At 61.1% G+C, this 25313-nt stretch carries 27 protein-coding genes; 14 read left to right on the top strand and 13 right to left on the bottom strand.

Features of this window, described 5'->3' with window-relative positions:
- Positions 1-2: 2 nt before the first annotated feature.
- The 3 genes from rimI to pssA are packed head-to-tail and all read right to left on the bottom strand — an operon-like array spanning position 3 to position 1503.
- Positions 3-476 carry a ribosomal protein S18-alanine N-acetyltransferase gene (gene rimI / locus BW989_RS00665; RefSeq protein ID WP_076584590.1) on the bottom strand — a complete coding sequence of 158 codons (474 nt, stop codon included), beginning with the start codon at positions 474-476 and terminating at the stop codon, positions 3-5.
- Positions 473-727, bottom strand: a complete 255-nt coding sequence (locus BW989_RS00660) for a hypothetical protein (protein WP_076584589.1) — start codon at positions 725-727, stop codon at positions 473-475. The genes rimI and BW989_RS00660 overlap by 4 nt, the downstream gene beginning before the upstream one ends.
- On the bottom strand, positions 724-1503 hold the full coding sequence (pssA, locus tag BW989_RS00655) for a CDP-diacylglycerol--serine O-phosphatidyltransferase (protein WP_076584588.1): 780 nt from the start codon (positions 1501-1503) through the stop codon (positions 724-726). The genes BW989_RS00660 and pssA overlap by 4 nt, the downstream gene beginning before the upstream one ends.
- A 104-nt stretch (positions 1504-1607) precedes the next feature.
- On the opposite strand from pssA, the gene BW989_RS00650 reads away from it, so the two are divergent.
- From BW989_RS00650 to BW989_RS00640, 3 genes are all read left to right on the top strand, one after another.
- Positions 1608-1997: a DUF4124 domain-containing protein gene (locus BW989_RS00650; RefSeq protein WP_076584587.1), complete on the top strand. Its 390-nt coding sequence runs from the start codon at positions 1608-1610 to the stop codon at positions 1995-1997.
- A gap of 61 nt (positions 1998-2058) precedes the next feature.
- The gene (locus BW989_RS00645) at positions 2059-3768 is read left to right on the top strand and encodes a proline--tRNA ligase (protein ID WP_076584586.1); all 1710 of its coding nucleotides are present in this window, start codon (positions 2059-2061) and stop codon (positions 3766-3768) included.
- A gap of 100 nt (positions 3769-3868) precedes the next feature.
- On the top strand, positions 3869-4231 hold the full coding sequence (locus tag BW989_RS00640; RefSeq protein ID WP_242651196.1) for an H-NS histone family protein: 363 nt from the start codon (positions 3869-3871) through the stop codon (positions 4229-4231).
- 41 nt (positions 4232-4272) lie between these two features.
- On the opposite strand, the gene BW989_RS00635 is transcribed toward BW989_RS00640, so the two are convergent.
- Both BW989_RS00635 and BW989_RS00630 read right to left on the bottom strand, forming a co-directional pair.
- Positions 4273-5664 carry a glycosyltransferase family protein gene (locus BW989_RS00635; protein ID WP_083688078.1) on the bottom strand — a complete coding sequence of 464 codons (1392 nt, stop codon included), beginning with the start codon at positions 5662-5664 and terminating at the stop codon, positions 4273-4275.
- A gap of 34 nt (positions 5665-5698) precedes the next feature.
- A complete protein-coding gene (locus BW989_RS00630; protein WP_076584583.1) occupies positions 5699-6943 on the bottom strand; it encodes a threonine/serine exporter family protein in 1245 nt (414 codons plus the stop codon).
- Positions 6944-7034: 91 nt separating this feature from the next.
- On the opposite strand from BW989_RS00630, the gene BW989_RS00625 reads away from it, so the two are divergent.
- The 4 genes from BW989_RS00625 to BW989_RS00610 are packed head-to-tail and all read left to right on the top strand — an operon-like array spanning position 7035 to position 10549.
- A complete protein-coding gene (locus BW989_RS00625) occupies positions 7035-8147 on the top strand; it encodes an MlaE family ABC transporter permease (protein ID WP_076584582.1) in 1113 nt (370 codons plus the stop codon).
- Position 8148: 1 nt separating this feature from the next.
- Positions 8149-8997: an ABC transporter ATP-binding protein gene (locus BW989_RS00620; RefSeq protein WP_076584581.1), complete on the top strand. Its 849-nt coding sequence runs from the start codon at positions 8149-8151 to the stop codon at positions 8995-8997.
- A 2-nt stretch (positions 8998-8999) separates the two neighbouring features.
- Complete coding sequence (locus tag BW989_RS00615) at positions 9000-9926, top strand: MlaD family protein (RefSeq protein ID WP_076584580.1); 927 nt, start codon at positions 9000-9002, stop codon at positions 9924-9926.
- Positions 9923-10549, top strand: coding sequence for an ABC-type transport auxiliary lipoprotein family protein (locus tag BW989_RS00610; RefSeq protein WP_076584579.1), 627 nt, complete (start codon positions 9923-9925; stop codon positions 10547-10549). The genes BW989_RS00615 and BW989_RS00610 overlap by 4 nt, the downstream gene beginning before the upstream one ends.
- A gap of 3 nt (positions 10550-10552) precedes the next feature.
- Here BW989_RS00610 and BW989_RS00605 read toward each other — a convergent pair whose 3' ends face one another.
- Positions 10553-11143, bottom strand: a complete 591-nt coding sequence (locus BW989_RS00605; RefSeq protein ID WP_076584578.1) for an alpha-ketoglutarate-dependent dioxygenase AlkB family protein — start codon at positions 11141-11143, stop codon at positions 10553-10555.
- A 69-nt stretch (positions 11144-11212) separates the two neighbouring features.
- Here BW989_RS00605 and BW989_RS00600 point away from each other — a divergent pair, with 69 nt between their 5' ends.
- The gene (locus BW989_RS00600) at positions 11213-12841 is read left to right on the top strand and encodes an electron transfer flavoprotein-ubiquinone oxidoreductase (RefSeq protein ID WP_076584577.1); all 1629 of its coding nucleotides are present in this window, start codon (positions 11213-11215) and stop codon (positions 12839-12841) included.
- A 92-nt stretch (positions 12842-12933) separates the two neighbouring features.
- Positions 12934-14082: a glycosyltransferase family 4 protein gene (locus BW989_RS00595; RefSeq protein WP_165688531.1), complete on the top strand. Its 1149-nt coding sequence runs from the start codon at positions 12934-12936 to the stop codon at positions 14080-14082.
- Positions 14083-14145: 63 nt separating this feature from the next.
- Here BW989_RS00595 and BW989_RS00590 read toward each other — a convergent pair whose 3' ends face one another.
- From BW989_RS00590 to rfbB, 7 genes are all read right to left on the bottom strand, one after another.
- Positions 14146-14772 carry a CoA transferase subunit B gene (locus tag BW989_RS00590; protein ID WP_076584575.1) on the bottom strand — a complete coding sequence of 209 codons (627 nt, stop codon included), beginning with the start codon at positions 14770-14772 and terminating at the stop codon, positions 14146-14148.
- Position 14773: 1 nt separating this feature from the next.
- The gene (locus BW989_RS00585; RefSeq protein WP_076584574.1) at positions 14774-15484 is read right to left on the bottom strand and encodes a CoA transferase subunit A; all 711 of its coding nucleotides are present in this window, start codon (positions 15482-15484) and stop codon (positions 14774-14776) included.
- A gap of 93 nt (positions 15485-15577) precedes the next feature.
- On the bottom strand, positions 15578-16990 hold the full coding sequence (locus BW989_RS00580; protein WP_076584573.1) for a mannose-1-phosphate guanylyltransferase/mannose-6-phosphate isomerase: 1413 nt from the start codon (positions 16988-16990) through the stop codon (positions 15578-15580).
- A gap of 37 nt (positions 16991-17027) precedes the next feature.
- A complete protein-coding gene (gene rfbD, locus BW989_RS00575; protein WP_076584572.1) occupies positions 17028-17930 on the bottom strand; it encodes a dTDP-4-dehydrorhamnose reductase in 903 nt (300 codons plus the stop codon).
- Positions 17927-18484, bottom strand: a complete 558-nt coding sequence (rfbC, locus tag BW989_RS00570; RefSeq protein ID WP_076584571.1) for a dTDP-4-dehydrorhamnose 3,5-epimerase — start codon at positions 18482-18484, stop codon at positions 17927-17929. Before rfbC ends, rfbD begins: the two co-directional genes overlap by 4 nt.
- Entirely contained in the window at positions 18481-19365 is an 885-nt protein-coding gene (gene rfbA, locus BW989_RS00565; RefSeq protein WP_076584570.1) for a glucose-1-phosphate thymidylyltransferase RfbA, read from the bottom strand. Before rfbA ends, rfbC begins: the two co-directional genes overlap by 4 nt.
- 12 nt (positions 19366-19377) lie before the next feature.
- Entirely contained in the window at positions 19378-20430 is a 1053-nt protein-coding gene (gene rfbB / locus BW989_RS00560; RefSeq protein ID WP_076584569.1) for a dTDP-glucose 4,6-dehydratase, read from the bottom strand.
- A gap of 124 nt (positions 20431-20554) precedes the next feature.
- On the opposite strand from rfbB, the gene BW989_RS00555 reads away from it, so the two are divergent.
- From BW989_RS00555 to BW989_RS00530, 5 genes are all read left to right on the top strand, one after another.
- On the top strand, positions 20555-21301 hold the full coding sequence (locus BW989_RS00555; protein ID WP_076584568.1) for an electron transfer flavoprotein subunit beta/FixA family protein: 747 nt from the start codon (positions 20555-20557) through the stop codon (positions 21299-21301).
- Positions 21301-22239, top strand: coding sequence for an electron transfer flavoprotein subunit alpha/FixB family protein (locus BW989_RS00550; RefSeq protein WP_076584567.1), 939 nt, complete (start codon positions 21301-21303; stop codon positions 22237-22239). The genes BW989_RS00555 and BW989_RS00550 overlap by 1 nt, the downstream gene beginning before the upstream one ends.
- Before the next feature lie 109 nt (positions 22240-22348).
- Positions 22349-23461: a non-hydrolyzing UDP-N-acetylglucosamine 2-epimerase gene (gene wecB / locus BW989_RS00545; protein WP_076584566.1), complete on the top strand. Its 1113-nt coding sequence runs from the start codon at positions 22349-22351 to the stop codon at positions 23459-23461.
- Positions 23462-23551: 90 nt separating this feature from the next.
- Entirely contained in the window at positions 23552-24004 is a 453-nt protein-coding gene (locus tag BW989_RS00540; RefSeq protein ID WP_076584565.1) for a hypothetical protein, read from the top strand.
- A gap of 141 nt (positions 24005-24145) precedes the next feature.
- A protein-coding gene (locus BW989_RS00530; protein WP_420220317.1) for an IS3 family transposase occupies positions 24146-25263 on the top strand; the annotation gives its coding sequence in 2 pieces (ribosomal slippage) (positions 24146-24398 and positions 24398-25263; 1119 coding nt in all).
- Positions 25264-25313 lie beyond the last annotated feature (50 nt).

The raw sequence follows: 25313 nt of genomic DNA, 5'->3' as shown, positions 1-25313 counted from the left end.
GTTCAGTCGAACAATTCCATCGCCATCACGATGGCGTCTTCACGACGTCCGTCGTGGTCCGGGTAATAGCGCGGACGGCGGCCGATTTCGTTGAAGCCTTCATCGTGATACAGCGCGATGGCGTGCGTGTTGGATGGCCGCACTTCCAAAAACATGCGTTCGGCACCCTGCCCCCTGGCTATCGTGCGCATCGCACGCAACAAGCGGCGACCTTGCCCGCGTGATTGCAGCTTGGGATCGATGCATATGTTGAGCAGATGCGCCTCGCCCGCTTGCACGCTGGCGGCGGCGTAACCCACCAGGCCAACATCATCCTCCAACACCCACATCGCATAACCCGCGCGCAGGCAGTCGCGGAAATTGCCCGGCGTCCATGGAAATGGGTAGGAGCGCAGTTCGATCTCCATCAGTGCGTCGATGTCGACCTCGCGCATCCGACGCAACTGCGGCGCTGCGGGAGTCGGCTTCGCACTCATGGGTGCGTGCGCAGTCCGCGCAGGCGTGGCCACAGGGCGCGCTTCACCGATGCTTCGCGCAGCCGCTCAAGCCCAGGCAACACGATCCCGACATCGGCCAAAGCCTGCGGCGACATCCCTACTGTCTTCGCCAACATCGCCAGTACGCGCGGATCAGGGGGCGGCGGCGGCTCGCTTCCAGGCACATGCGGCGCCCACGCCGTCAGGCCAAGCTCGGCCAAGACTTCACGCTGGAGCACATCCCAACTCACGCAGGTTCTGCACCGCTGCCGCGCCGACGCATGATGGCCATCACCGGCCCCGACAGTGCATACAGGCCGAATACGAGCAACAGTGTTTGCGGCGGATACAGAGCCAGCGCGATCAAGGCCGCAACCACCAGCAGCAATGTCCAGAACGGCACGCGCTCGCCCTGTGCGCCGCCACGCCCCTTGAAGCTGCTGTAGCGGAAGTTGCTGACCATCAGCAGCGCCGCCAAGACGGTGATCGCGATCGCCCAATAGCGCATCACTTCGCCTTGCCAGCCAAAATCGTGCAATGTCCACACGAAGCTGGCCATGATTGCGGCAGCAGCCGGACTGGCCAGCCCGACGAACCAACGCTTATCCACCACGCTCACCTGGCTGTTGAAGCGTGCCAACCGCAACGCTGCGCAGGCCGCATAGAGGAATGCGGCCAACCAACCGAGCTTGCCCGGCGCCACACCATCCAGCCGCATGTATTGAAGGGCCCAGTGGTACATCACCAAGGCGGGGGCCATGCCGAAGCTGACGAGATCAGCCAGCGAATCGTACTGCACGCCGAATTCGCTCTGTGTGTTGGTCAGGCGCGCCACACGGCCATCCAGGCCATCGAGCAAGGCCGCGATGAAAATCGCTACGCAGGCGTGCCCAAATTTGCCTTGGCCGGCCGCGATGATGGCGTAGAAGCCGGCGAACAAGCCCCCCGTGGTGAACAGGTTGGGCAGCAGGTACACGGCCCGCGCAGGGCGGCGGCGCTCGGATTCTTGGGAGGTGGATTCATCCATTTGGGCAGTTTACCGGCTCAACCGCGGTTGAATGCTTGACCTGGCCAACTTGCGCCCCCTGCCCGGCGATGCTGCAATGGAGACCTGTCTTTCGGGGAAACACCATGAATCGCCCTCTTCTCGTCGCCGTCGGCCTGTTGATACTGGGCTGCCTGCTGTCTGCCCCGGGCACTGCACAGCAAAAGGTGTATCAGTGGAAGGACGCCAGTGGTCGGACGCATTACTCCAGCACTCCTCCCGCCTCGGGCAAGTTCACCGTACGCGGCATGGTGGCTGCCCCTGCAGCGCCAGCCAAGCCTGCAACCCCGGAGAACCCGCAGTGCGCCCAGGCGCGCAGCAACCTGGCAATCCTCAAGGGCAGCGCCAATGTGCGCATCGACAGTGATGGCGATGGCAAACCCGATCGCCTGATGAACCCCGAAGAACACGCTAATCAGGTAAAACTGGCCGAATCCATCATCGGCACCAGCTGCACCGCCGCGCCGAAAGCCTGAGCCCGCACCGGGCCTGCTCCCGCATGGCAAAATGCGGGATTGTTTTCCCGCGAGCTTCGCCATGCGTCTGTCGCAGTTTCACCTCAATACCGAAAAAGAAACCCCGGCCGAAGCCGAGATCGTAAGCCACAAGCTGATGCTCAAGGCTGGCATGATCCGCAAGCTCGCCGCCGGTCTTTACACCTGGTCGCCGCTGGGACTGCGCGTGCTGCGCAAGGTTGAAAATATCGTGCGCGAGGAAATGAACCGCGCCGGCGCAGTGGAAATGCTGATGCCAACCATCCAGCCGCGGGAATTGTGGGAAGAAACCGGTCGTTGGGAAAAATTCGGCGGGCAGTTATTGAAAATCAAGGACCGCAAGGAGGCGGATTATTGCTATGCACCGACCGCGGAAGAGGTCGTCACCGATTTCGCCCGCTTCGAGCTGGCCAGCTATAAGCAGCTGCCGGTCAATCTTTATCAAATCCAGACCAAATTCCGCGATGAAATCCGCCCGCGCTTCGGCGTAATGCGCGCGCGTGAGTTCTTGATGAAGGATGCTTATTCCTTTCATCTAGATGACGCATCGCTGCAAACCGAATATCGCAATATGTACGATACCTATTCGCGCATATTCGCCCGTTTGGGACTGAAATTTCGCGCGGTATTTGCCGATACCGGCGCAATTGGGGGCTCGGCATCGCATGAATTTCACGTACTGGCCGATTCCGGTGAAGATGCCATCGCATTTTCCGACGGCTCGGATTATGCGGCGAACGTGGAATTGGCCGAGGCCCTCGCACCCGGCGAACGCCCGGCGGCGACTGAAACCCTGCGCAAGATCGATACCCCGATACAGAAAACCTGTGAGGAAGTGGCCGCGCTGATGGGTATTCCACTGCAACGTACGGTCAAATCGGTCGCGATTATGGGCGAGGATGCCGAAGGAAAACCGCAATTCGCGTTGGCCTTGGTACGCGGCGACCACAGTGTCAATGAAATCAAGTTGAGCAAATCGGCTGGCATGGCGGAATACCGTCTGGCGACCGAAGCGGAAATCCGCGAAAGTCTCAATGCATCGCCCGGTTTTCTCGGACCGATCAGCGCAACCGAGTCGATTCGCGTCATCGCCGATCGCAGTGTGGCGTCAATGGCTGACTTCGTTGTAGGTGCCAACGAAGACGGCTTCCACATTGCCGGCGTCAACTGGGGCCGCGACCTGCCAGAGCCAGAAGTCGCCGACATCCGCAGCGTGGTGGAGGGTGACCCTTCCCCCGACGGCAAGGGCACGCTGGGCATCGCGCGCGGCATCGAAGTGGGCCATGTCTTCGCACTCGGCAACAAGTATTCCGAGGCGATGGACTGCACCGTGCTGGATGCACAGGGCAAGCCGGTGAATCCGCTGATGGGCTGCTATGGCATCGGCGTGTCGCGCATCGTCGCCGCTGCGATCGAACAGAACCACGACGACGCCGGCATCCGCTGGCCCGATGCGATGGCGCCGTGGAGGGTCGCGGTGTGCGTGATCAACCCGAAGAACAATCCGGATGTCGCTGCTGCTGCCGAAACCTTGTACCAGAACTTGCAAGCTGCTGGCGTCGATGCCGTCTTGGATGACCGCGGCCTGCGCCCCGGCGCGATGTTCGCCGACATCGAATTGATCGGCATTCCGCATCGCGTGGTGGTATCCGAGCGCGGCGTCGCTGCAGGCACTTTCGAATATCGCCATCGCGAAACCAGCGAATCCGAAAACCTGGATATCGATGCACTGAATGCCCGGATTCGCAGCTGATTCCATTTATCGGATTTGCAATACGCATTATCTGGGGAATATGATCAACGCAAGACAGGATGTCTGCGTTAACCCACTCACAGATAATCAAAGGCATTTCGTGGATATCAATTCCCTCAGCCCGAAAGAACTCACCACCCTCATCAGCGAAGCCAACAAGCGCAAGAAAGTGCTGGCCAAGCGCAAGCCGATCAATCAGGTTCGTGCTGCGGTCAACCGCATCGTGCGCACTTCGGGCTACACGATGGAGGAACTGTTCGGCGCCAAGGCCATCGGCACCAAGCGCGTGGCGAAGGCTGCCGGGGCGACCAAAAAATCGAAGGCAGGCGGCAAGGTGCCACCGAAGTATCGCAACCCTGCCAACCCGACCGAGACATGGACTGGCCGTGGCAAGCATCCGCGTTGGCTGGCCGCATTCGTGGCTAAGGGCAAGAGCCCCGAGGATTTCCTGATCAAGAAATGATCAAGCTTTTTTGAAACACAAGCGTTGAGTGGCGGGCACCTTCAAATGGTGCCCGCTTTCTTTTTGTCCAGCGCGCGGCCTATATCCATCGCAAATTCATGCCCCAGGGCATCCCATGAATATGCCATGACGGACGACATGCTCAGATCCAGGCCTTCATCCAGTTTTCCCAGACGCGCCAAATCGAGCAATCGCCTGATCTCATCCGCTATCTGCCCAGACTCCGGTCGCAGCACCCACCCTCTTTTCAGCTTGGCAACCAAAGCTGCCTGCGGGTCGCTCTCAGGGTGAGGGGTGATGTGCAATATCGGCCTGCACATTCCGAGATATTCATAGAACTTCCCGGGAACCTGCGCAGAGTCGGCATTGGCAAAATTGACCAAGATGTCGGCACTTTTTTGCAGCTCGAGACTTTCGGCGTGCGGCAAGAACCCGCGGTCGACGATGTTGCTCGTGGATGCTGCGATCGGACCAAGCCACGCCGGGATCTCGGGCGTTGCTATTTGCAGCTCAACATCCTTGTCGCTCACGGCAATCGCCTCGAACAACGGCGTTGGGTCCCGGAACGGATAAAACCTTCCGCTATAGACAAGCCTCAGCAGGGCGCCCCCCTCCGCGTGACCGGCCCCGCCTTCGTCATTGCCTGCGGGAGTGGGCTCGAATCCTTGCGAAATGACACTCACCCTCGCTACCGAGGCGCCGTGCCGTTTTTGCAAGAGTTGTGCCGTTGCATCGGAGGTCACTACGACCAGGCATGCGCGTGTGCAAACAGAGTGCTCAAGCTCGAATGCTTTCTCGACCCACTTCCCAGGCGTATAGGGCGCAAGCACCGGGTCGCCGAGTTCCGCGATGAACGTAACGCCCAGCTCATCACAAACCCTTCCCAGCAATAATGCCGATGCCGGCTCGTGGGAGAGGATGACGCCATCCACAGGCCCCATGTTGATCGCATCGATCAGCCAACGCTTCGCCCGTCGGCCCCAGAAGTAACCGCGGCCTGGAAATTTCAAGCGTTCTTCAAACGTCCTAAGACCCGCGATGAACCGCCCCTTCCAGTTGATCGGATCGCTCGATCTGACTCTATGAATGCCTGCGTCATTCCGGTCGGGATCCCCATTCGAAATTTCTGAGGGAGGCGTGTCTGTGCTTCCAGACAAATCCCGAGCGCCACTGGCCCGATTGCGCTGTTGATGCCAGGCCAACAGCAAGTCCGCCAGTCGATTCAAAGGGCCCGCATTCAAACGTACGACCTGCAATGAGCTGCCAGCCTCAAGCCGCTCATTGGCGCTTGTCGTTTCATGCAGATGCATGGCACGGGTTATTACCGTGACGTCATGCCCGGCCGCGATCAAGCCAGCAGCCAGACGCTCCGTACGCAATGATTGCGGAGATCTTTCTGGCGGATATTCATGCGCGAAGTAGAGGAGTCTCATGAATCGCTGATCAGACTGGCCTGCTCATTTTCAACTACAGATTCCGCCGCGCCTGCATCAACAGATTGCCGAACATCAATCCGGCGATCAGCGCCATGAGGATATTCAGCACCGCCATCAGCGCTGCCTGCCCTGCGCTCACGTCTTGCTGCTGCATCAGGGAAATCAAACCACGGAAACTCACGCTACCCGGCACCAGCAAAATGATGCCAGGCAGGCGAATCAAGGCCCCTGGGCGGTTTTTCCAGCGTGCGTACATATTCCCCGCAACCGTCATTGAGAAGGCCCCGAGGAAAACCCCGGCCACATCGCCCCAGAGATCCCCGCCAATTCGCGATATCAAATACCCCATGGTCGCTGCGATCATCACCAGCGGATAATCGCGACGCGCTGCACGAAACGCCACGGCAAAGGCATAGCCGGCCACCAGCAGCCCCATCCACTCGACCCAGTCCGGTTGCGGTCGCGCGTAGTGAATCTCCGGTCGTAAACCCACCAAGTCCGCCAATGTCAACGTGAGCATCGTGCCGATGGTGAGCTTGAGGATGGTGGTGATGGCGCCCGCAAAACGCGCCGTGCCGGCCACCAGGTGCTGACTGGTCAACTCGTTGACCGCATTCGTCAGCGCCATACCCGGCAACAGCACGATGACCGCGGCGATGATCACGGTGTTCATGTTGATTGGGCCGATGAAACTGGCGACCAGCACCGCGACGGCTGCGGCAAACATGCCGGCCAAGGCCTCGAGCGGCTCGCGGAAGCGTTGGCTGCGCTGGGAAACCTGATCCAGAAGACCGATGCCCAAGCCCGCCAACGAAGCCGTTGCGATATCCAGCCACGGCAGCCGCAACAGGCAGCCGACTGCACCCGCCACCAGGGCATAGGAGAGCACCTGCATCACCCGCCACAGGGTCGTCCGGGGCAAGTCGATGCGCTCCAATGCCTCGCGACCTTCGGCCACGCCCATCGTCCCGGCCAACACATCCTCGGCGATGCGATCCGCCCGGGACAGCCGGGACAAGTCGGTATCCCCGGGCGGCAAACGGATCACGCGGGTCAGGTCCGCGGCAAGCTCGTCAGCCGGGTCCCGGAACGTGAGGATCATCCCGGTGGGATTGACCCAAGGCTCGCATTCGACGCCCAAACGGTCAGCCACGCCCAGCAGGGCTCCTTCCAGTCGCTGCGCCGTGGTGCCGTAGGCGTGCAGCCGCTCGGCCAATTCGGTCAGGAAGGCGATGCGCTGTGCATACGGAGCAAGCGTGGCGGGCGAATGCGTCATCGACAAAGCATGACATGGATGAACAAGCCTGCGCGCCTTCATCTGGCCTGCATCCCGTCGTGACACGAAGCCGATACCATGCACACGACCCATGCCGATCAAACCCGCCCGCCCTACCGCCGATTTCACGCCCGATACGGGCGAATTGCGCCTGTCCGGCGACTGGATCTTGACCAACGCGCGTGACGTGATGCGCGACGTCGCCAAATTCCCGAGCGACATCCGCCATGTCGATGCCAGTTGCGTGGGCAGCATCGACTCATTCGGCGTGCTGCAACTGCAACGCTTCGCCAACGAGCGCGGACTGGGCCGGGACAACTTCAAGCTCCGCGACGAGCACATGACGCTGGTGAAGGCGATCCTGGATGTGTCGCCGGACCGCCCCAAGACCAAGCGTGATTACGGATTCCATGCCGCATTGGGGCGCCTGGGTTTCGCGGTCGTCGACAACTGGAAGGAAGTGATCGCGCTGGCGAGCTTCCTTGGCGAAAACCTGGTCAAGCTGCTCCGGGTCATCAAGCAGCCCCGCCGCCTGCGCATCACCAGCGTCGTCCATCACATGGAGCAAGTCGGCCTGGATGCCGTGCCCTTGGTGTTGCTCCTGACCTATCTGGTCGGCGCCGTGCTCGCCTTCCTGGGCTCCAACATCCTCGAGGACTTCGGCGCCACCATCTTCGTCGTGGAGCTGGTGAACATCGCCTTCCTGCGCGAGTTCGGCGTCCTGCTCACCGCCATCCTGCTCGCCGGTCGCACCGCCAGCGCCTTCACGGCGCAGATCGGCGCGATGGTCAGCCGCGAAGAAGTCGATGCGATACGCACGCTGGGCCTTGACCCCATCGACCTGCTCATCATCCCGCGCATCTTGGCCCTGTTGGTGATGCTGCCTCTGTTGACCTTCCTTGCGATGATCGCGGGTCTCTTGGGCGGCCTGTCGGTCGGTGCGTTCAGTCTGGACATTCCGCCGCAGGCCTATCTCGCGCGTATGGAGCAGACCATCGAGTTCGAAGACTTCTTGGTGGGGATGTCGAAGGCACCGATCTTCGCGCTGGTGATCGGCCTGATCGGCTGTCTCGAGGGCCTGCAAGTGCAAGGCACCGCGCAATCGGTGGGCGAACGCACCACATCGAGCGTCGTGCAGACGATCTCGCTCGTCATCATCATCGATGCGATCGCGGCGATCTGGTTCATGCACATGGGCTGGTGAGATGGAAGACACGACCGATCAAATCGCCATCGACCCAGCGCTGGACGCATCTCGCAAGGATGACGTCGTGATCCGCGTGCATGGGCTGGTGAATCGTTTCGGCGAGCAAGTCGTCCACGACCATCTGGATCTCGAAGTGAAACGTGGCGAAATCATCGGCATCGTCGGCGGTTCGGGCACCGGCAAATCCGTGCTGATGCGCTCGATCTTGGGCCTGCGCAAGCCCAACGCGGGCAAGATCGAAGTGCTGGGCATCGACGCTCTCTCCGATGCACCGCATGACCGGTTGGCCATCGAACGACACACCGGCGTCTTGTTCCAGGACGGCGCACTGTTCTCCTCGCTGACCGTGGGTGAAAACGTGGAGGTGCCACTCAAGGAGCACCATCCGGAACTCTGCGAAGACCTGCGTTACGAGTTGGCGCTGCTCAAGGTGAAGTTGTCGGGCTTGCCTGCGGATGCGTTGGACAAGCTGCCCTCGCAGTTGTCGGGCGGCATGCGCAAGCGTGCCGGCCTTGCGCGTGCGCTGGCCCTCGATCCACCGCTGCTGTTCCTGGATGAACCGACCGCAGGCCTGGACCCGATTGGGGCGGCGGCTTTCGACGAGCTGATCCTGACCCTGCGTGAAGCACTGGGCTTGACCGTGTTCATCATCACACACGATCTCGACACGCTATACGCTATTTGTGATCGCGTCGCGGTGTTGGCCGACAAGAAAGTCGTCGCCAATGCGCCGCTGGCGGAGATCGAGCGCTTCGAGCATCCGTGGGTGCAGGAATACTTCCACGGCCCGCGCGCACGCGCCGCACAGGTCGCCGCCAAGGGCGAACGCCGCATGATTGAGGATTGACGATGGAAACCAAGGCCAATTACGTCTTGATCGGCACGTTCACCATTCTGGTGACGGTCTTTCTGCTGGGCTTTGCCTTGTGGGCTGCGAAGTTCTCGTCCGATGCCAGCTGGCAGCGTTATCAGGTGATCTTCAACGAGCCGGTCACCGGCCTCACCGAGGGCAGCTCGGTGCAATACAACGGCATCTCCGTCGGCACGGTGGAGCAGCTCAAGCTGGACGCGCGTGATCCCCGCCGCGTGCAAGCCCTGCTGAAACTGGAGGCCGATGCACCGATCAAAATCGACACCCGCGCCAAGATGTCGCAGGCAGGCCTGACCGGCAGCCCCTTCATCCAGTTGACCGGCGGCAGCCCCGGCGCGCAATTGCTGCGCCCACGCGAGCGTAGCGAGATCCCGGTGATCCAGACTGAACCGTCTGCGTTGCAGAACATCGCGGACACGGCCAACAAGCTGGTGGCACGCTTGGACGAAGCACTGAGCGAAGAAAACATCCAGCGCATCTCCGACACGCTTGAAAACCTGCGCGCCACGACCGATGCCTTCAGCAGCCAGCGCGAAGACATCCAGCAGATGCTGATCAACGCGCGTCTGGCCAGCGAGGACCTGCGCAAGACCCTCGACACCACCAATGGTGCGATCAGCAAGGTAGACCGCGAAGTGATCGCCAAATTGCCGGCGACGATGGAGAAGCTGGACCGCGCCATCGCCTCGTTCGAATCCGCCGGCACCAATGCAAATGCACTGGTCGCCGAGAATCGCGCGCCGCTGCGCAGCTTCACCCGCGATGGCTTGCAGCAGGTCGCACCCACGCTCACCGAGCTGCGCAGCCTGATGCGTGACATCAAGCAGATCACCGATCGCCTCGACGGCAACCCGGCGGGCTATCTGCTGGGTCGCGAGCAACCCAAGGAGTTCACCCCGGAATGAACATCTCCGCCTCCCCTTCCCTGCGTTGGTTCGCGGCAGGCCTTGTACTGATGCTGGCAAGTTGCGGCATCGTGCCCGAGAAGACCGAGATATCCGTCTACCACCTGCAACCCAGCGTGCAGGCCGATGCCGGCTGGCCCCATGTCGACACGCAACTGGTGGTGCTGCGCCCGAACGCGGAGCGCCTGGTCAACAGCGCGCGCATCATGGTCCGCCCGACGCCGGGCGAGGTGCAGGTCTACAAGGGCGCAACCTGGTCGCAACCCGCGCCGGACATCCTGCAGGATGCCATCGTGCGCACGCTGGAAGACAGCCGCAAACTGGCCGGCGTGACGCGCCGCGGCGGCGGCATCGCGGGTGATTTCGATCTGGCGCTGGACATCCGCCGATTCGATGCGGATTACGCCGGTGGCGGAACCCCGAGCGCGGTGATCGAAGTGTCGGCCAACCTCATCCACAACGACGACAATCGGGTGGTCGCCACGCAAACCTTCCGCCACGCCACCCCCGCGGGAAGCACCGCGATCGTCGATGTGCATCGTGCATTCGAGCAATCGCTGTCCGATGTCACCCGCGATATTTCGGGATGGACGCTGACCCACATGCAGCGCGCAGGCCGCTGAAACTCAGGTCGTGTGGACAAAGATGTTGCGAAAGGTCAGGTTGATGCGCGGGCCGACGGCTTTCGCGGTACGCGGCAATGCATGACGATAGCGCCGCTGGCTATCGCCTGACATCGACAACAAGTCGCCATTCGCCAACTCCATGGCGTGACGTCGTCCTTGCGCATCCTTCAGCAAGAATCGCCGCGTCGCGCCCAGACTCAACGATGCAATCAATGGCGCATCGCCCAACTCCGGCTCGTCATCGCGATGCCAACCCATCGCATCGCGGCCATCACGATACAAGTTGGCCAGTACGCTGTTGAACGGCCTGCCACACTCGGCGGCGAGGCGGGCTCTCAGGCTATCCAGCATCGTCGGCCATGGTCGCGGTTCAAAGATCGTGCCCGAGTATCGATACACGGCATCCTCATCCCCCAGCCAGCAGGATAGTCGCGGTGAATCCACCATCCGCCCGAACATACGGATGCGATGCACCTCCCACTCGACGGTGTCGCGCAAACCGTTGAACAACGCATCGGCCTCCTCCCAAGACAGCCAGCCCGGGCGATGGTCGATGCCGGGGATCGTCGTGGATGCGGCGAACAGGTCCATCCCCGCATCCTGCGGATTTGCCGCCCCCGCCGCAAACCCGGACAATCAGCGGCAGCCACAGGAGCCAAGATGAACGAGAACAGCCCGCCCGAAATCGAACGCGACGTCATGGAATACGACGTAGTCGTCGTGGGCGCAGGCCCGGCCGGCCTGTCCTTCGCCATCCGCCTCAAGCAACTGAGCCCGGAAACCTCGGTCTGCGTGATCGAGAAAGGCGCAACCGTGGGCGCGCATATCCTGTCCGGCGCGGTCATCGAACCGCAGCCGCTCGACGCACTCTTGCCCGGTTGGCGCGACAACCCGCCGCCGATTTGCGTGCCGGCGAAAGAAGACGAATTCTGGATGCTGTCCAAGACCGGCCAACGCAAACTGCCCCTGCCGCCCGGCATGCACAACACCGGCAACTTCATCGTCTCGCTCGGTGCGCTGTGCGCGTGGCTGGCGCCGCAGGCCGAAGCCCTGGGCGTCGAAGTGTTCCCCGGCTTTGCCGCCGCGGAAACCCTGCACGACGACAGCGGCAAGGTGATCGGCGTGCGCATCGGTGACATGGGCATCGCGAAGGATGGCGAGCACAAGCCGAGCTACACACCCGGCATCGACATCCACGCCAAGGTCACGGTGTTGGCAGAAGGCGCGCGCGGCTCGCTGACCAAGCAATTGGTGAAGCGCTTTGGGCTGGATGCAGACTCGGACCCGCAGAGCTACTCCATCGGCATCAAGGAACTCTGGCAAGTGCCGGAAGACCGCGTGACCCCCGGCAAGATCGTGCACACGCTGGGCTGGCCGGCCGACAACCACACCTACGGCGGCAGCTTCATCTATCACCTGGAAGGTGGCCGGGTGGCGATCGGTTATGTCAGTGGCCTCGACTACCACGACCCCGAATACAAGCCGTGGGAAGCATTCCAGCAATGGAAGGCGCACCCGCTGATCGCGCCGCTGCTGGAAGGCGGCAGCATCGTCTCTGCCGGCGCGCGCGCCATCGTCACTGGTGGTTGGCAATCGCTGCCCAAGGTCGAGATGCCGGGCGCACTGTTGATCGGAGATGGCGCAGGCCTGCTTAACGTGCCCAAGGTCAAAGGGACACATCAAGCAATCAAGTCCGGAATGATGGCGGCGGAACACCTGGTGGCCTCGCAACTTGCGCCGGAAGGTTTCGATGCCAAGCTGCGCGGCTCCGACGTGATGGCCGAACTGCGCAAGGTCCGCAACATCAAGCCCGGCTTCAAGAAGGGCCTGTGGATCGGCATGGCCAACGCCGCATGGGAAACCGTCACCGGCGGCCTGTCGCCGTGGACACTCAAGCAAAGCGCGGATTACAAGTCACTCGACCGTCTGGGCACGGCGGAACCCGAGCGTGATTACGTGCAACGAACGCTCGCCCCACGCGATCGCCTGCAGGGCGTGTTCTACGCATCGACCTCGCATGACGAGGATCAGCCGATCCATCTCAAGGTCATGGACACGGATGTGTGCGCAACCACGTGCGTCGAGGAGTACGACAACCCCTGCACACGCTTCTGCCCGGCGGCCGTGTACGAGATGGTGGAAGACGCTTCCAAACTGCATGGCAAGCGCCTGCAGATCAACTCGGCCAACTGCGTGCACTGCAAGACCTGCGACATCAAGGACCCGTACCAGATCATCAACTGGGTGACGCCGGAGGGTGGTTCGGGGCCGAATTACCAGAATCTGTGACGATGAAAGCCGCAGCGTGGCGTTTGCGCCGACTACGGCACGCAATTTCCACAAGTCGCCGCAGCAAGCACGCTGGCGGATTGCATGCTCTGATGCAGCGCTGGATGCAAGGCTTTCGCGCGCCTGCATCCACAAACCGCAATAACGAGTGGTTGCTGGTCATCGACGAAGGCGTGCCGGATCCGGAGCGCGACTCCGGCTCTGTACGAATGGTTGAAATCCTGCGGATCCTGTCCGCCCAAGGATATGCCGTCGGCTTCATGCCGCATGATGGAATGGCGCACGACAAAGACATCGCACTTGCCCATCACCTCGACATTGAACTCATCGGGGTGCACGGCCAGCCTGACCTCGTGTCGTGGCTTGCTGGGCGGCAGCCTGTAGCTGCACTGCTTTGTCGCTTCCATGTGGCAAATGCCCACATGCCGCTGATTCGCGCAATGCAGCCAAACGCCCGCGTGCTCTTCGACACCGTCGATCTCCACTACGTACGCCTCACGCGCGAAGCCGAGCTAGGCGTTCTCAGCGCACCGTCTTCAACACAACTTCAAGCGATCAAGGGACAAGAACTTCAAGCGATACGGGATGCGGATATCACCCTCGTCGTCAGTGAGGTTGAACGTGAGTTACTGACGAAAGCAGTCCCAACCGCCGATGTCCGGGTTCTTTCCAATATCCACGTTGTCACCGAAGCCACATCGGGCTTCACTTCACGTCGCGACCTGTTGTTCGTCGGCGGAATGGCGCATTCGCCCAATCTGGATGCCATGCAGTGGTTCTGCCATGAGGTGCTTCCGAGCATCCGCTCGCAAGTGCCTGACATGACGCTGCACATTGTCGGCGCAATATCGGCCGCGCAACGCGACGAACTTTCACGGTTCGATGGCGTCCGAATACATGGGCAACTGCCTGACCTGACTCCACTCCTCGAGACATGTCGGATTTCGGTTGCCCCTTTGCGGTACGGCGCGGGGGTCAAGGGCAAGGTGAACCTGGCGATGAGCCACGGCCTACCCGTCGTCATGACATCGATTGCGGCAGAAGGCATGTCCATGACCGATCGAGAAGACGCACTCATTGCCGATAACGCCGCCGACTTTGCGGAAGCCGTACTCAGGCTTCATTCCGATGCGGTGCTGTGGCAAAAACTCGCTGACGCTGGCAAGAACAATATCCGCAAGCATTTTTCGCGGGAGATAGCTGCAGAGACTTTAGTGGGCGCATTGCCCCGCCGCCCTTAGTCCCATGGCGCACGAAAACGCCGCCCATTGGGGCGGCGTTTTTCTTGGGCGATGCCGCTTTGGTCAGTGCAGCGGCACGCCTGTTTTTTCCTTGGCCTCCTCCGCGCTGACGCCCGGCGCCAACTCGACCGTCTTCAAACCATCCGGCGTGACATCGAACACGCCCAGCTCGGTGATGATGCGATTGACCACGCCCAAACCTGTTAGCGGCAAGGTGCATTCGGGCAGGATCTTCGACGAGCCGCTCTTGGTGGTGTGCTCCATCAACACCACGACACGCTTGACGCCCGCGACCAGATCCATCGCGCCGCCCATGCCCTTCACCATCTTGCCGGGCACCATCCAGTTGGCCAGGTCACCCTTGTCGGTGACTTCCATCGCGCCAAGGATGGCGAGGTCGATGTGGCCGCCGCGAATCATCGCGAAGGAGTCGTGGCTACCGAAGAAACTCGCACCTGGCACCGCCGTCACGGTCTGCTTGCCGGCGTTGATGAGGTCTGCATCCACTTCGTCATCGGTCGGGAACGGGCCGATGCCGAGCAAGCCGTTCTCGCTCTGCAACCACACGTCCATCCCCTCGGGAATGTAATTGGCCACCAAGGTCGGCAAACCGATGCCGAGGTTCACATAAGCGCCGTCCGTCAATTCTTGTGCGGCGCGTTGCGCCATTTCATCGCGATTCCATGCCATGTCAGTTGCCCTCCGTCCGCACGGTGCGCTGCTCGATACGTTTCTCAGGATTGGCATTCACCACCATGCGATCGACATAAATACCCGGCAGATGGACGTGATCCGGGTCGATGTCGCCGATCTCGACCAACTCTTCCACTTCCGCGATGCACACCTTGCCGGCCATCGCGCAAGCTGGGTTGAAGTTGCGCGCGGTCTTGCGGAACACCAGGTTGCCGGCCTTGTCGGCCTTCCATGCCTTGACTAGCGCGACATCGGCCTTGAGAGCGGTTTCCAGTACATACCAGCGACCGTCGATTTCGCGGGTCTCCTTGCCATCGGCCACGATCGTGCCGTAGCCGGTCGCGGTGAAGAATGCCGGGATGCCGGCACCGCCAGCGCGCAGGCGCTCGGCCAGCGTGCCCTGCGGGTTGAACTCCAGCTCCAGTTCGCCGCCGAGGTATTGGCGCTCGAACTCCTTGTTCTCGCCCACGTAGGACGAAATCATCTTCTTGATCTGGCGCGTAGCCAACAGCTGGCCCAAGCCGAAACCATCGACCCCCGCGTTGTTGGAGATCGCGGTGAGACCCTTGACGCCGGAATCGCGCAGCGCAGTGATCAACGCTTCGGGGATGCCGCACAGACCGAAACCACCGACGGCGAGCGTCTGGCCATCGGCGACGATGCCATCAAGCGCAGTGCGCGCATCAGGCTGGAGCTTGGATTGACTCATTGGACACACCCTGGGTGGACATGTCCCTAGTTTAACGCGCCGGGCATCGATGGCCCGTCGTATTGGCCAAAGGTACAGGGCTACGTGTCGTGATCAGGTACGGCCATAGACATCGTCAAAGCGTTCAATGTCGTCCTCACCCAGATAATCGCCGGACTGCACTTCGATCAACTCCACCGGTTGATCGGTGGTGTTGCGCAAGCGATGCTTGCTGCCTAGCGGAATGTAGGTGCTCTGGTTCGCACCGAGATCGAACACCTTGTCGTTGCAGGTCACTTCAGCCGTGCCGGACACCACGATCCAGTGTTCGGCGCGTCGCTGGTGCCGTTGCAGGCTGAGCGCTGCGCCGGGTTTCACGACGATGCGCTTGACCTGGAAACCCGGCCCAACGGCCAGCGAGTCGTAGCTGCCCCACGGGCGATACACCTTGCGATGGTGAAGATGCTCGGTGCGCCCTTCCGCCTTCAGCCGATCCACCAACATCTTCACGTCCTGCACGCGATCACGATGTGCAACCAACACCGCATCGGCGGTATCGACGACGATGAGGTCACGCACGCCGAGCGCGGCAACCAGGCGGTCATCGGCGGCCTGCAAGTAACTGTCGCCGGTGTCGATCGCGAGGGTGTCGCCCAATTGCACGTTGCCATCGACATCGCGGTCGGCCACTTCCCACAACGAGGACCACGAGCCGACATCGCTCCAACCGCAATCGACCGGGACGACCGCGGCATTCGTCGCACGCTCCATCACGGCGTAATCGATGGAGTCGCTTGGGCTTGTAGCGAACGCATCGGCATCGACGCGAATGAAGTCCAGATCGCCGGTTGCAGCGTCGTAGGCTGCACGTGCGGCCACCAGAATCGCCGGCGCATGTTTTTTCAATGCTTCCAGATACGCATCGGCTCGAAACAGGAACATGCCGGAGTTCCACAGGTACTCGCCACTGTCGAGGTAGGTACGGGCACGCTCAACGTCGGGCTTCTCGACGAACGCACCGATCGCATGAACGCGTGCATCCAGCGGTTGGCCGATGCGGATGTAGCCATAGCCGGTCACCGGCGCATCGGGTTTGATGCCGAACGTCACCAGGGCGCCTGCATGGGCTTGCGCCAAGCCCGCCATTACCGCGTCCCGGAAGGCCGGTTCATCACGGATGAGGTGGTCGGCGGGGAGCACCAGCATCACACCTTGGGCGTCTTGCTGCTGCACGTGCAATGCCGCCAGCGCGATGGCGGGCGCCGTATTGCGTGCGGCGGGCTCCAGCAGGATGCCGCCGCTTGGCATGCCGATGGCCTGCAACTGCTCACCGACCATGAAGCGATGGTCTTCGGCGCACACCGTGATCACCGGCGCGACGTCCTGCATGGCTTTCACGCGCAATGCCGTCGCCTGCAAGAGTGTCTCATCCCCCACCAACGGCAGGAATTGCTTGGGGGTGTTGCTGCGCGAGCGCGGCCACAAGCGTGTGCCGCTGCCGCCGCTCAGGATCACGGGATGAAGCATCTGCCTACCTCGGCCTTGGATTACCGCCTAGGCTACTTCAAGGCGCCGCGGCGAGCTCATCCAACACTTCGTCAAGCCCTGTTTGCCAGGCAGGCAAGGTCAGGTGCCAGTCACGTTCAAGCGAGGCATTGTCGAGCACCGACCATGCAGGCCGGGCAGCGGGCGTCGGGAACTCCGCTGTACTGATCGCCGTGACGATGGGGCGCTTGGCCAGCAAGCCACGCCTGTGCGCACCCTCGATGATGGCTTCGGCAAAGCCATGCCAACTGGTTTGACCATGTGGCGTCAGGTGCCAGGTGCCGCTGGGTCTATTCCGCGATGTCACGATGCGAGCGGTGGCATCAGCGATCAATGCTGCCGGGGTGGGCGTGCCGACCTGGTCGCCCACGACACGAAGCTCATCGCGCTCGTTTGCCAAACGCAACATCGTCAATAGAAAGTTCTTGCCGTGTGCGGCATATACCCAAGCCGTGCGCAGAATGGCGTAATCGCACCCGCTAGCACGAACAGCTTCTTCACCGGCCAATTTGCTTTCCCCGTAGACGCCAAGTGGCGCGGTCGGATCATCGGGTAAATAAGGGCGATTACCCTGTTCATCGAATACGTAGTCAGTCGAATAGTGGATGAGGTAGGCGCCCAATTCAGCGCATGCACGTGCGATGGTTTCCGGCCCTTTCGCATTCACCAAAAAGGCGGCATCGCTCTCCTGCTCTGCCCTGTCGACTGCGGTATAGGCAGCAGCATTCACCACCACATCAGGCGCGATGCGTCGTACCAGTGCATACAAGCTGTCGGGGCCTTCGAAGTCGGCTTGCTCGCAAACTTCACCGCTTGAAAGACGCCCGTCACGCGTCGCGCAGACAAGGTCACCAAGGCCCGTCAAACTACGACGGCACTCCGTGCCTACTTGCCCGTTGGCGCCCAGCAGCAAAATCTTCATGGCGCGAATACGGGCAAGCGATCTTCGGGAATGTCCGCCAAAAACGGCGCGGCTGCATCCTTGGGAGAGAGGGATGGCGACGATACCGGCCAGTCGATAGCGAGATCAGGGTCATTCCAGGCGATGTTGGCGTCGGCCGCGGCGTCGTAGGTTTCGGTGCATAGGTAGGTGAAGATGGCGCTTTCACTCAGCACCACAAACCCGTGCGCGAAGCCTTCCGGGATCCAAAAATGGTGCTTGTTTTCGGCGCTCAGTACCACTGCCGTCCACTTGGCGAAGGTGGGTGAGCCGCGACGAATATCCACCGCCACATCCCACACCTCACCTTCGACCACCGAAACAAATTTGCCCTGCGGCTTCGGCCATTGATAGTGCAAGCCGCGTAGCACGCCGCCCGTGGACGACGACACGTTGCCCTGCTTCCATCGCATCTCCAAACCCACTGACGTGAGTTTGTCAGCATTGAAAGACTCGTAGAAGAAACCACGATCATCGCCAAACACGCGCGGCTCGAAAATCAGACATCCAGGCAGATCGGTTTCGATCACCTTCATGGCACGTAGCCTCGTTCCGGCAGGCTCATCAGGTACTGGCCATATCCGTTCTTGGCGAGTGGCATTGCCAGCGCTTCGAGTTGCACCTCGTCGATCCACCCGTTGTAGTAGGCAATTTCTTCCGGGCAGCAGACACGCAACCCCTGCCGTGCCTCGATGGTTTCGATGTAGTTGGCCGCCTCCAGCAATGATCCATGCGTGCCCGTGTCCAGCCATGCGTAACCACGACCAAGCTGCTCCAGATGGAGTGCGCTTTCTTCCAAATAGGCCTTGTTCAAATCGGTGATTTCCAGCTCGCCGCGCAGGGACGGCTTGAGCCCTGCCGCAAGCTCCGGCGCGCGACCATCGTAAAAATAGAGGCCGGTGACGGCGTAATGCGAACGCGGTTTCTCGGGCTTTTCTTCAAGGCCGATGACGCGTCCTTCGGCATCGAACTCGGCCACACCATAACGCTCAGGATCCTGCACCCAGTAGCCGAAGACCGTCGCCCCTTCATCGCGCGCATCCGCGCGCTTGAGCATCGCGGTCAGGCCAGGTCCGTGGAAAATGTTGTCGCCCAGCACCAGACAGCTGGGTGCCCCACCCAGGAATTCCTTGCCGAGGATGAAGGCTTGCGCCAACCCGTCGGGGCTCGGCTGTGCGACATACTCGAACTTCATCCCCCATTGCGAGCCATCGCCCAAGAGATTCTTGAACAACGGCTGCTCATGCGGGGTGTTGATGATCAAGACCTCGCGGATTCCCGCGAGCATCAGCACGCCGAGCGGGTAATAGATCATCGGTTTGTCATAGACCGGTAACAGCTGTTTGCTGATGCCTTGGGTGATCGGGTAAAGGCGCGTGCCCGACCCGCCCGCCAGAATGATGCCCTTGCGATCCATGCCGTTTTCTCCTTATGAGCTGCCGATGCGTTCGAGGCGGTAGCTGCCATCCAGCACGCGACTCACCCACGACTGATTGTCGAGATACCAGCCCACGGTTTCCGCGATGCCTTGCTCGAAGGTGTGCGCGGGTTCCCATCCAAGCTCGCGCTTCAGCTTGGATGCATCGATCGCGTAGCGACGATCATGCCCCGGACGATCCTTGACATAGGTGATTTGCGATTCGTATGGCTTGCCATCGGCGCGCGGTTTCCGCGCATCCAGCAAGGCGCAGATAGTCTTCACCACCTCGATGTTCTGCTTCTCGGAATTGCCGCCGACGTTGTAGGTTTCACCCATCTTGCCCGCTTCCAAGACGCGACGGATGGCAGAGCAATGATCCCCTACGTACAACCAGTCGCGCACGTTCTTGCCATCGCCATAAATCGGCAACGGCTCGCCGGCAACGGCTTTGGCGATGATCAGCGGGATCAGTTTTTCAGGGAACTGATAGGGCCCGTAGTTGTTCGAGCAATTGGTCGTCAGTACCGGCAAACCATAGGTGTGATGGAAAGCCCGGACCAGATGGTCCGATGCCGCCTTGGATGCCGAGTAAGGCGAATTCGGTGCGTAGGCCGTTTCCTCGGTGAACAGGCCCGTATCGCCGAGCGAGCCGTAGACCTCGTCGGTCGAGACATGGAGGAAGCGGAAGTCGTCAGCCGCGCTGCCTTGCAAAGATTTCCAGTAGTCACGCACCGCCTCAAGGAGCCCCAACGTACCGACGACGTTGGTCTGCACGAACTCGGCTGGGCCATCGATCGAACGATCCACATGGCTTTCGGCAGCGAAGTTGATCACTGCATCAGGCTGATATTCGGCAAGCAACTTGGCGACCAAGGCACGGTCACCGATGTCGCCCTTCACGAAGACATGGCTTGGGTTTTCGTTAAGGGCACTCAGCGTGTCCAGATTGCCGGCGTAGGTCAGCGCATCAAGATTGATGACCTTGACGCCGTCACGAACAGCCTCAAGCACGAAATTGCCGCCAATGAAACCCGCCCCGCCAGTCACAAGCCAAGTTTGCATGCACCACCCTCAGTAGGACTGATTCGTAATAATCCATTGTAGGCGGGCTTAGCCAGCCCCGGCTGGTCAGCTAGAATATGCGCTGTCGCGAGGCTAGGCCCGCAACTCCAAGGTATCGCTGCAGATGAAAATTCTCGTCGGCTACAAGCGCGTCGTGGACGCCAATGTCCGTGTCCAAGTCCGCCCCGATGGCTCGGGCGTGGTGACCGAGGGCGTCAAGCTCTCCCCCAACCCTTTCGACGACATCGCGCTGGAGGAGGCCCTGCGCCTGCGTGACAAGGGCATCGCGACCGAGGTCATCGTCGCCACCATTGCCCCCGCCGATGCCCAGCCCCACCTGCGTAATGGCCTGGCCATGGGCGCCAATCGCGCCATCCACATCGTGTCAGACGGCCCGGTCTCCCCGCTGACCGCGGCCCGCACCCTGCTCAAGCTGGTCGATAAGGAGCAGCCGGACCTCGTGTTACTCGGCAAGCAGGCGATCGACGACGATGCCAGCCAGACCGGTCAGATGCTGGCCACGCTCTGGGGCAGGCCGCAAGCAACCTTCGCCAGCAAGCTCTCCATCGACGGCGGCAAGGCTACGGTGACCCGTGAGGTGGACGCCGGTCTAGAAACCCTTGAGGTCGACCTGCCCGCCGTGGTGACGACCGATCTGCGCCTCAACGAGCCACGCTTCATCAAGCTGCCCGACATCATGAAAGCCAAATCCAAGCCGCTTGAAACCGTGGCAATCGCTGATTTGGGCGCAGAGGCCGGTGGTGGCCTCAAGACCACCCACTATGCTTCGCCCGCGCAACGTAGTCGCGGTGTGATGGTCAAGGATGCGGCGGAACTCGTCGCCAAACTGAAGGAAAAGGGGCTGCTCTGATGTCCAAGGTTCTCATCGTTGCCGAACATCTCGACGGCCAGCTCAACGCGGCTACGGCCAAGTGCGTGTCGGCGGCCAAAGCCCTCAACCCGGAGGCCATCGACGTCGTCGTCCTGGCCGCTGACCCAGCAGCCGTTGCAGCACAAGCAGCACAGATCGAAGGTGTTTCCAAGGTACTGGCCGTGGCCAATCCCGCCAACGAGCACGCCATCGCCCAAGTTCTGGCACCGCAGATCGCCCAGTTGGCCAGCGGCTACACCCACGTATTCGGACCCAGCACGACCTTTGGCAAGGACTTGATGCCGTGTGTGGCTGCCCTCCTCGGTGTCGCACAGGTCTCTGACTTGATGGCTGTGGAAGGCCCTTACACCTTCAAACGCCCGATCTATGCCGGCAACGCCATCATCACTGTCGAGGCACCGGCGGATCAGGCCTTGGTTGCCACCGTACGCACCGCGTCCTGGCCGCAGGCCGCCACGGGTAACAACGCTGCAGTAGAAGCCATGGGCGTGGATGCTGCCTTACCGACATCGACCCGCTTCGTCAACTTGGAAGCCGGCAAATCCGACCGTCCGGACCTGCAAAGCGCCCGTCGCGTGGTGTCCGGTGGTCGTGGCGTGGGTTCCGCCGAGAACTTCAAGATCGTCTACGATCTGGCGGACAAACTGGGGGCGGGTGTTGGCGCTTCTCGCGCCGCAGTCGATGCCGGCTATGTGCCCAATGACATGCAAGTGGGGCAAACCGGCAAGATCATCGCACCGGAGCTTTATGTGGCGATTGGCATTTCGGGCGCCATCCAGCATCTGACGGGGATCAAGGATGCTGGGACCATCGTTGCGATCAACAAGGATCCGGATGCTCCAATCTTCGAGATCGCGGATATCGGGCTGGTGGGGGACTTGTTTCAGATATTGCCTGAACTCGAGAGCCTGCTTTGATGTTCCGCCGGTGGCATGAACGCACTGTTCAACACAATGCGCGATTAGGCCGGACAAATATCCTCCACAAAAACATTATGGCCCCGTGCCAATCTCTTGAGACCTCATCATGAAGCATGTGCTGCTCGCCTTTGGCACCCGCCCCGAGGCTATCAAAATGGCTCCCGTGGTCAAAGCGCTACAGGCGCAACCGGCACTTAAAGTCAGCGTCGCCGTCACCGCTCAGCATCGGCAGATGCTTGATCAAGTGCTAGCCCTGTTTGACATCCAACCTGATATAGACCTGGATATCATGCAGCCCGGCCAGAGCCTGTCCGAGGCATTTTCCCGCATCTTGACTGGGATGACCACTGAAATCGCACGCCTTAAGCCGGACATAGTATTGGTTCACGGCGATACCAGCACTACCCTAGCCACTGCTCTGGCTGCCTATTACAACCAAGTCGCCATTGGCCATGTTGAGGCCGGGCTGCGCACGGGCAATCTGTATGCGCCTTGGCCCGAAGAGGCCAACCGCAGACTGGTAGCACCGCTCGCCAAGTACCACTTCGCGCCGACCAAGTCGTCCCGAGACAACTTGTTGGCCGAGAACATTGACGCTGAAAGCATCTTGGTCACTGGCAATACGGTTGTCGATGCTTTGCTACTCGCCGATGCCAAACTGGCCAGCGATTCCGACATCCGTCAATCGGTCGCTGCCGAATTCCCCTTTTTGGATCCGCAGCTGCGGATGCTTCTAGTTACCGGTCACCGGCGAGAGAATTTCGGCGATGGGTTTGAACGCATCTGCGTGGCGCTGGCTGAGCTGGCCAAGCGTGACGACCTGCAGATCGTATATCCCGTGCACCTCAACCCCAACGTGCAGGCGCCGGTTCATCGCCACCTAGCCGGCCTTCCGAATATCCACCTGATCCCACCCCAGGATTATCTGCCATTCGTTTATCTAATGCGCCAGTCGCACCTGATCCTGACCGACTCCGGCGGAGTTCAGGAAGAAGCGCCGTCGCTTGGAAAACCGGTACTAGTGATGCGGGAGACCACCGAGCGCCCGGAAGCGGTCAGCGCAGGCACGGTCAAGCTGCTCGGCACCGACAGTGGCCGCATTATCGACGAAGTCAGCCAACTGCTGGATAACAGCCTGGCCTTTGCCGCCATGTCCGAAGCACACAATCCCTATGGCGATGGACAGGCAGCGCAACGGATCGCCAAGTATCTAGCCTAAGCTCAACATTTTCAGCTATGCTGACACCAACTAGGGGCGCGCCTTAACCGCCGCAATACTAATCCCATTTCTCAAGCCATGACAATTACCATGAAACGCAACCCGACACTTTATGTCCTGCCGCTGGCGGCCGCTCTTGCCGCTTGCACCCCTGCCCCACCGCCGGCAGCAGAAGGCGCCAACAGCCCAGCAGTTACACCAACAGCTGCCCCCGCGCTGACAGGGTTCGCGATCGGCAATTACGTCGATTCCAACACCTTCGCCGTGGGTGGCCAAGGCAGTGAGTTCAAGAGCGGTGACTACCTGTACGCCACCACCAGCTTGTCCAATGCCACCCCGGGCCTAAAGGTTACCGTCAAGGTCAGCGATGAATCGGGCAAGGTCATCATCGAAAAGACCGGCTCAATCGAAAATGCCAACCAAGCCGCCCTGAACATTGACCTCGGTGTACCGAAGGAAGTCACCCTGCCGGCTGGCAAGTACAAATTTCAGGCCATCATGAACGGCAAAGAGGCCTCATCGCACTCCATCACGATTATCTGAAGGATTTCGGATTGGCGTGACCGAAGCGAAGCGGGCTACACGGCCCGCTTCTCACATTTCAGACTGCGAGCAACGACGTCCCCCCGGTTTTGAGTAGCACGGCGAACTGGAGTCCAATTCCCCAAAGCGAGGAGATTGGATGTGAAGAAGCGCTTTTCCGAAGAGCAGATCATCGGCTTCCTGCGCGAGGCCGAGGCCGGACTGCCGGTCAAGGAGCTGTGCCGCAAGCACGGCTTCAGCGAGGCGTCGTACTACCTGTGGCGGAGCAAGTTCGGCGGCATGAGCGTGCCCGATGCCAAGCGCCTGAAGGAGCTTGAGACCGAGAACGGCCGGCTGAAGAAGCTGCTGGCCGAGCAGGTTCTCGAGAACGAGGTCATCAAGGACGTCCTTCGAAAAAAGTGGTGAGCGCACCGGCTCGACGCGAGCAGGTGCGCTACATGGTGACCAAGGGGCTGAGCGAGCGGCGGGCGTTGGCGGTGCTGTGCATGAGCGCCAGCGCGTACCGCTACCAACCTGCGCCTGATCGGAACGTCGAGCTTCGGGAGCGCATCCTGGCGCTGGCGCAGCGATACAAGCGCTACGGCGTCGGGATGATCTACCTCAAGCTCAGGCAAGCAGGAGTGCTCGTGAACTACAAGCGTGTGGAGCGGCTGTACCAGGAAGCGAAGCTGCAGGTGCGGCGCCGGAAGCGGAAGAAGGTGCCAGTGGGCGAACGGCAACCGCTGTTGCGGCCAGACCGCGCCAACCAGGTCTGGTCGATGGACTTCGTGTTCGATCGGACGGCAGACGGACGGGTGCTCAAGGCCTTGACCATCGTGGACGACGCCACGCACGAGTCGGTGGCCATCGAGGTGGAGCGCGCGATCTCCGGTCACGGCGTGGTGCGCATCCTGGAACGTCTCGCGGTCCAGCGCGGCCTGCCTGAGGTGATCCGCACCGACAACGGCAAGGAGTTCTGCGGCAAGGCCATGCTCGAGTGGGCTCACAACCGTGGCGTCGCCCTGCGCCTGATCGAGCCGGGCAAGCCGAACCAGAACGCCTACGTCGAGAGCTTCAACGGCCGCCTGCGCGACGAATGCCTCAACGAGCACTGGTTCACCAGCCTGCTGCACGCCCGCACGGTCATCGAAACCTGGCGCCGCGAATACAACGAAGAACGGCCAAAGAACGCGCTCGGCGGGCTGACCCCAGAAGCCTATGCCAAAACCCTGGCGGGCTCGGATACCCTAACCCCGGACTCTAAAGCCGACCGCTACTGAAGGCGGGGGGACGTCGCTGTACCCGCATCTGTTCAACGCCGAGCACCATT

The organism is Solilutibacter tolerans, from assembly GCF_900155935.1.
Lineage (GTDB): Bacteria > Pseudomonadota > Gammaproteobacteria > Xanthomonadales > Xanthomonadaceae > Solilutibacter > Solilutibacter tolerans.
This window is presented reverse-complemented; position numbering and strand designations above follow the sequence as displayed.

Excerpts from the sequence above, each read along its gene's own strand:
- BW989_RS00555 (WP_076584568.1), top strand. The coding sequence starts at position 20,555 with ATGAAAATTCTCGTCGGCTACAAGCGCGTCGTGGACGCCAATGTCCGT.
- BW989_RS00550 (WP_076584567.1), top strand. The coding sequence starts at position 21,301 with ATGTCCAAGGTTCTCATCGTTGCCGAACATCTCGACGGCCAGCTCAAC.
- BW989_RS00590 (WP_076584575.1), bottom strand. The coding sequence starts at position 14,772 with ATGGCATGGAATCGCGATGAAATGGCGCAACGCGCCGCACAAGAATTG.
- BW989_RS00610 (WP_076584579.1), top strand. The coding sequence starts at position 9,923 with ATGAACATCTCCGCCTCCCCTTCCCTGCGTTGGTTCGCGGCAGGCCTT.
- BW989_RS00635 (WP_083688078.1), bottom strand. The coding sequence starts at position 5,664 with ATGAGACTCCTCTACTTCGCGCATGAATATCCGCCAGAAAGATCTCCG.
- rfbB (WP_076584569.1), bottom strand. The coding sequence starts at position 20,430 with ATGCAAACTTGGCTTGTGACTGGCGGGGCGGGTTTCATTGGCGGCAAT.
- BW989_RS00615 (WP_076584580.1), top strand. The coding sequence starts at position 9,000 with ATGGAAACCAAGGCCAATTACGTCTTGATCGGCACGTTCACCATTCTG.
- BW989_RS00540 (WP_076584565.1), top strand. The coding sequence starts at position 23,552 with ATGAAACGCAACCCGACACTTTATGTCCTGCCGCTGGCGGCCGCTCTT.
- BW989_RS00595 (WP_165688531.1), top strand. The coding sequence starts at position 12,934 with ATGCAGCGCTGGATGCAAGGCTTTCGCGCGCCTGCATCCACAAACCGC.
- BW989_RS00600 (WP_076584577.1), top strand. The coding sequence starts at position 11,213 with ATGAACGAGAACAGCCCGCCCGAAATCGAACGCGACGTCATGGAATAC.
- rimI (WP_076584590.1), bottom strand. The coding sequence starts at position 476 with ATGAGTGCGAAGCCGACTCCCGCAGCGCCGCAGTTGCGTCGGATGCGC.
- pssA (WP_076584588.1), bottom strand. The coding sequence starts at position 1,503 with ATGGATGAATCCACCTCCCAAGAATCCGAGCGCCGCCGCCCTGCGCGG.
- BW989_RS00630 (WP_076584583.1), bottom strand. The coding sequence starts at position 6,943 with ATGACGCATTCGCCCGCCACGCTTGCTCCGTATGCACAGCGCATCGCC.
- BW989_RS00585 (WP_076584574.1), bottom strand. The coding sequence starts at position 15,484 with ATGAGTCAATCCAAGCTCCAGCCTGATGCGCGCACTGCGCTTGATGGC.
- BW989_RS00645 (WP_076584586.1), top strand. The coding sequence starts at position 2,059 with ATGCGTCTGTCGCAGTTTCACCTCAATACCGAAAAAGAAACCCCGGCC.
- BW989_RS00605 (WP_076584578.1), bottom strand. The coding sequence starts at position 11,143 with ATGGACCTGTTCGCCGCATCCACGACGATCCCCGGCATCGACCATCGC.
- BW989_RS00580 (WP_076584573.1), bottom strand. The coding sequence starts at position 16,990 with ATGCTTCATCCCGTGATCCTGAGCGGCGGCAGCGGCACACGCTTGTGG.
- BW989_RS00620 (WP_076584581.1), top strand. The coding sequence starts at position 8,149 with ATGGAAGACACGACCGATCAAATCGCCATCGACCCAGCGCTGGACGCA.
- wecB (WP_076584566.1), top strand. The coding sequence starts at position 22,349 with ATGAAGCATGTGCTGCTCGCCTTTGGCACCCGCCCCGAGGCTATCAAA.
- BW989_RS00625 (WP_076584582.1), top strand. The coding sequence starts at position 7,035 with ATGCCGATCAAACCCGCCCGCCCTACCGCCGATTTCACGCCCGATACG.
- rfbC (WP_076584571.1), bottom strand. The coding sequence starts at position 18,484 with ATGAAGGTGATCGAAACCGATCTGCCTGGATGTCTGATTTTCGAGCCG.
- BW989_RS00650 (WP_076584587.1), top strand. The coding sequence starts at position 1,608 with ATGAATCGCCCTCTTCTCGTCGCCGTCGGCCTGTTGATACTGGGCTGC.
- rfbD (WP_076584572.1), bottom strand. The coding sequence starts at position 17,930 with ATGAAGATTTTGCTGCTGGGCGCCAACGGGCAAGTAGGCACGGAGTGC.
- rfbA (WP_076584570.1), bottom strand. The coding sequence starts at position 19,365 with ATGGATCGCAAGGGCATCATTCTGGCGGGCGGGTCGGGCACGCGCCTT.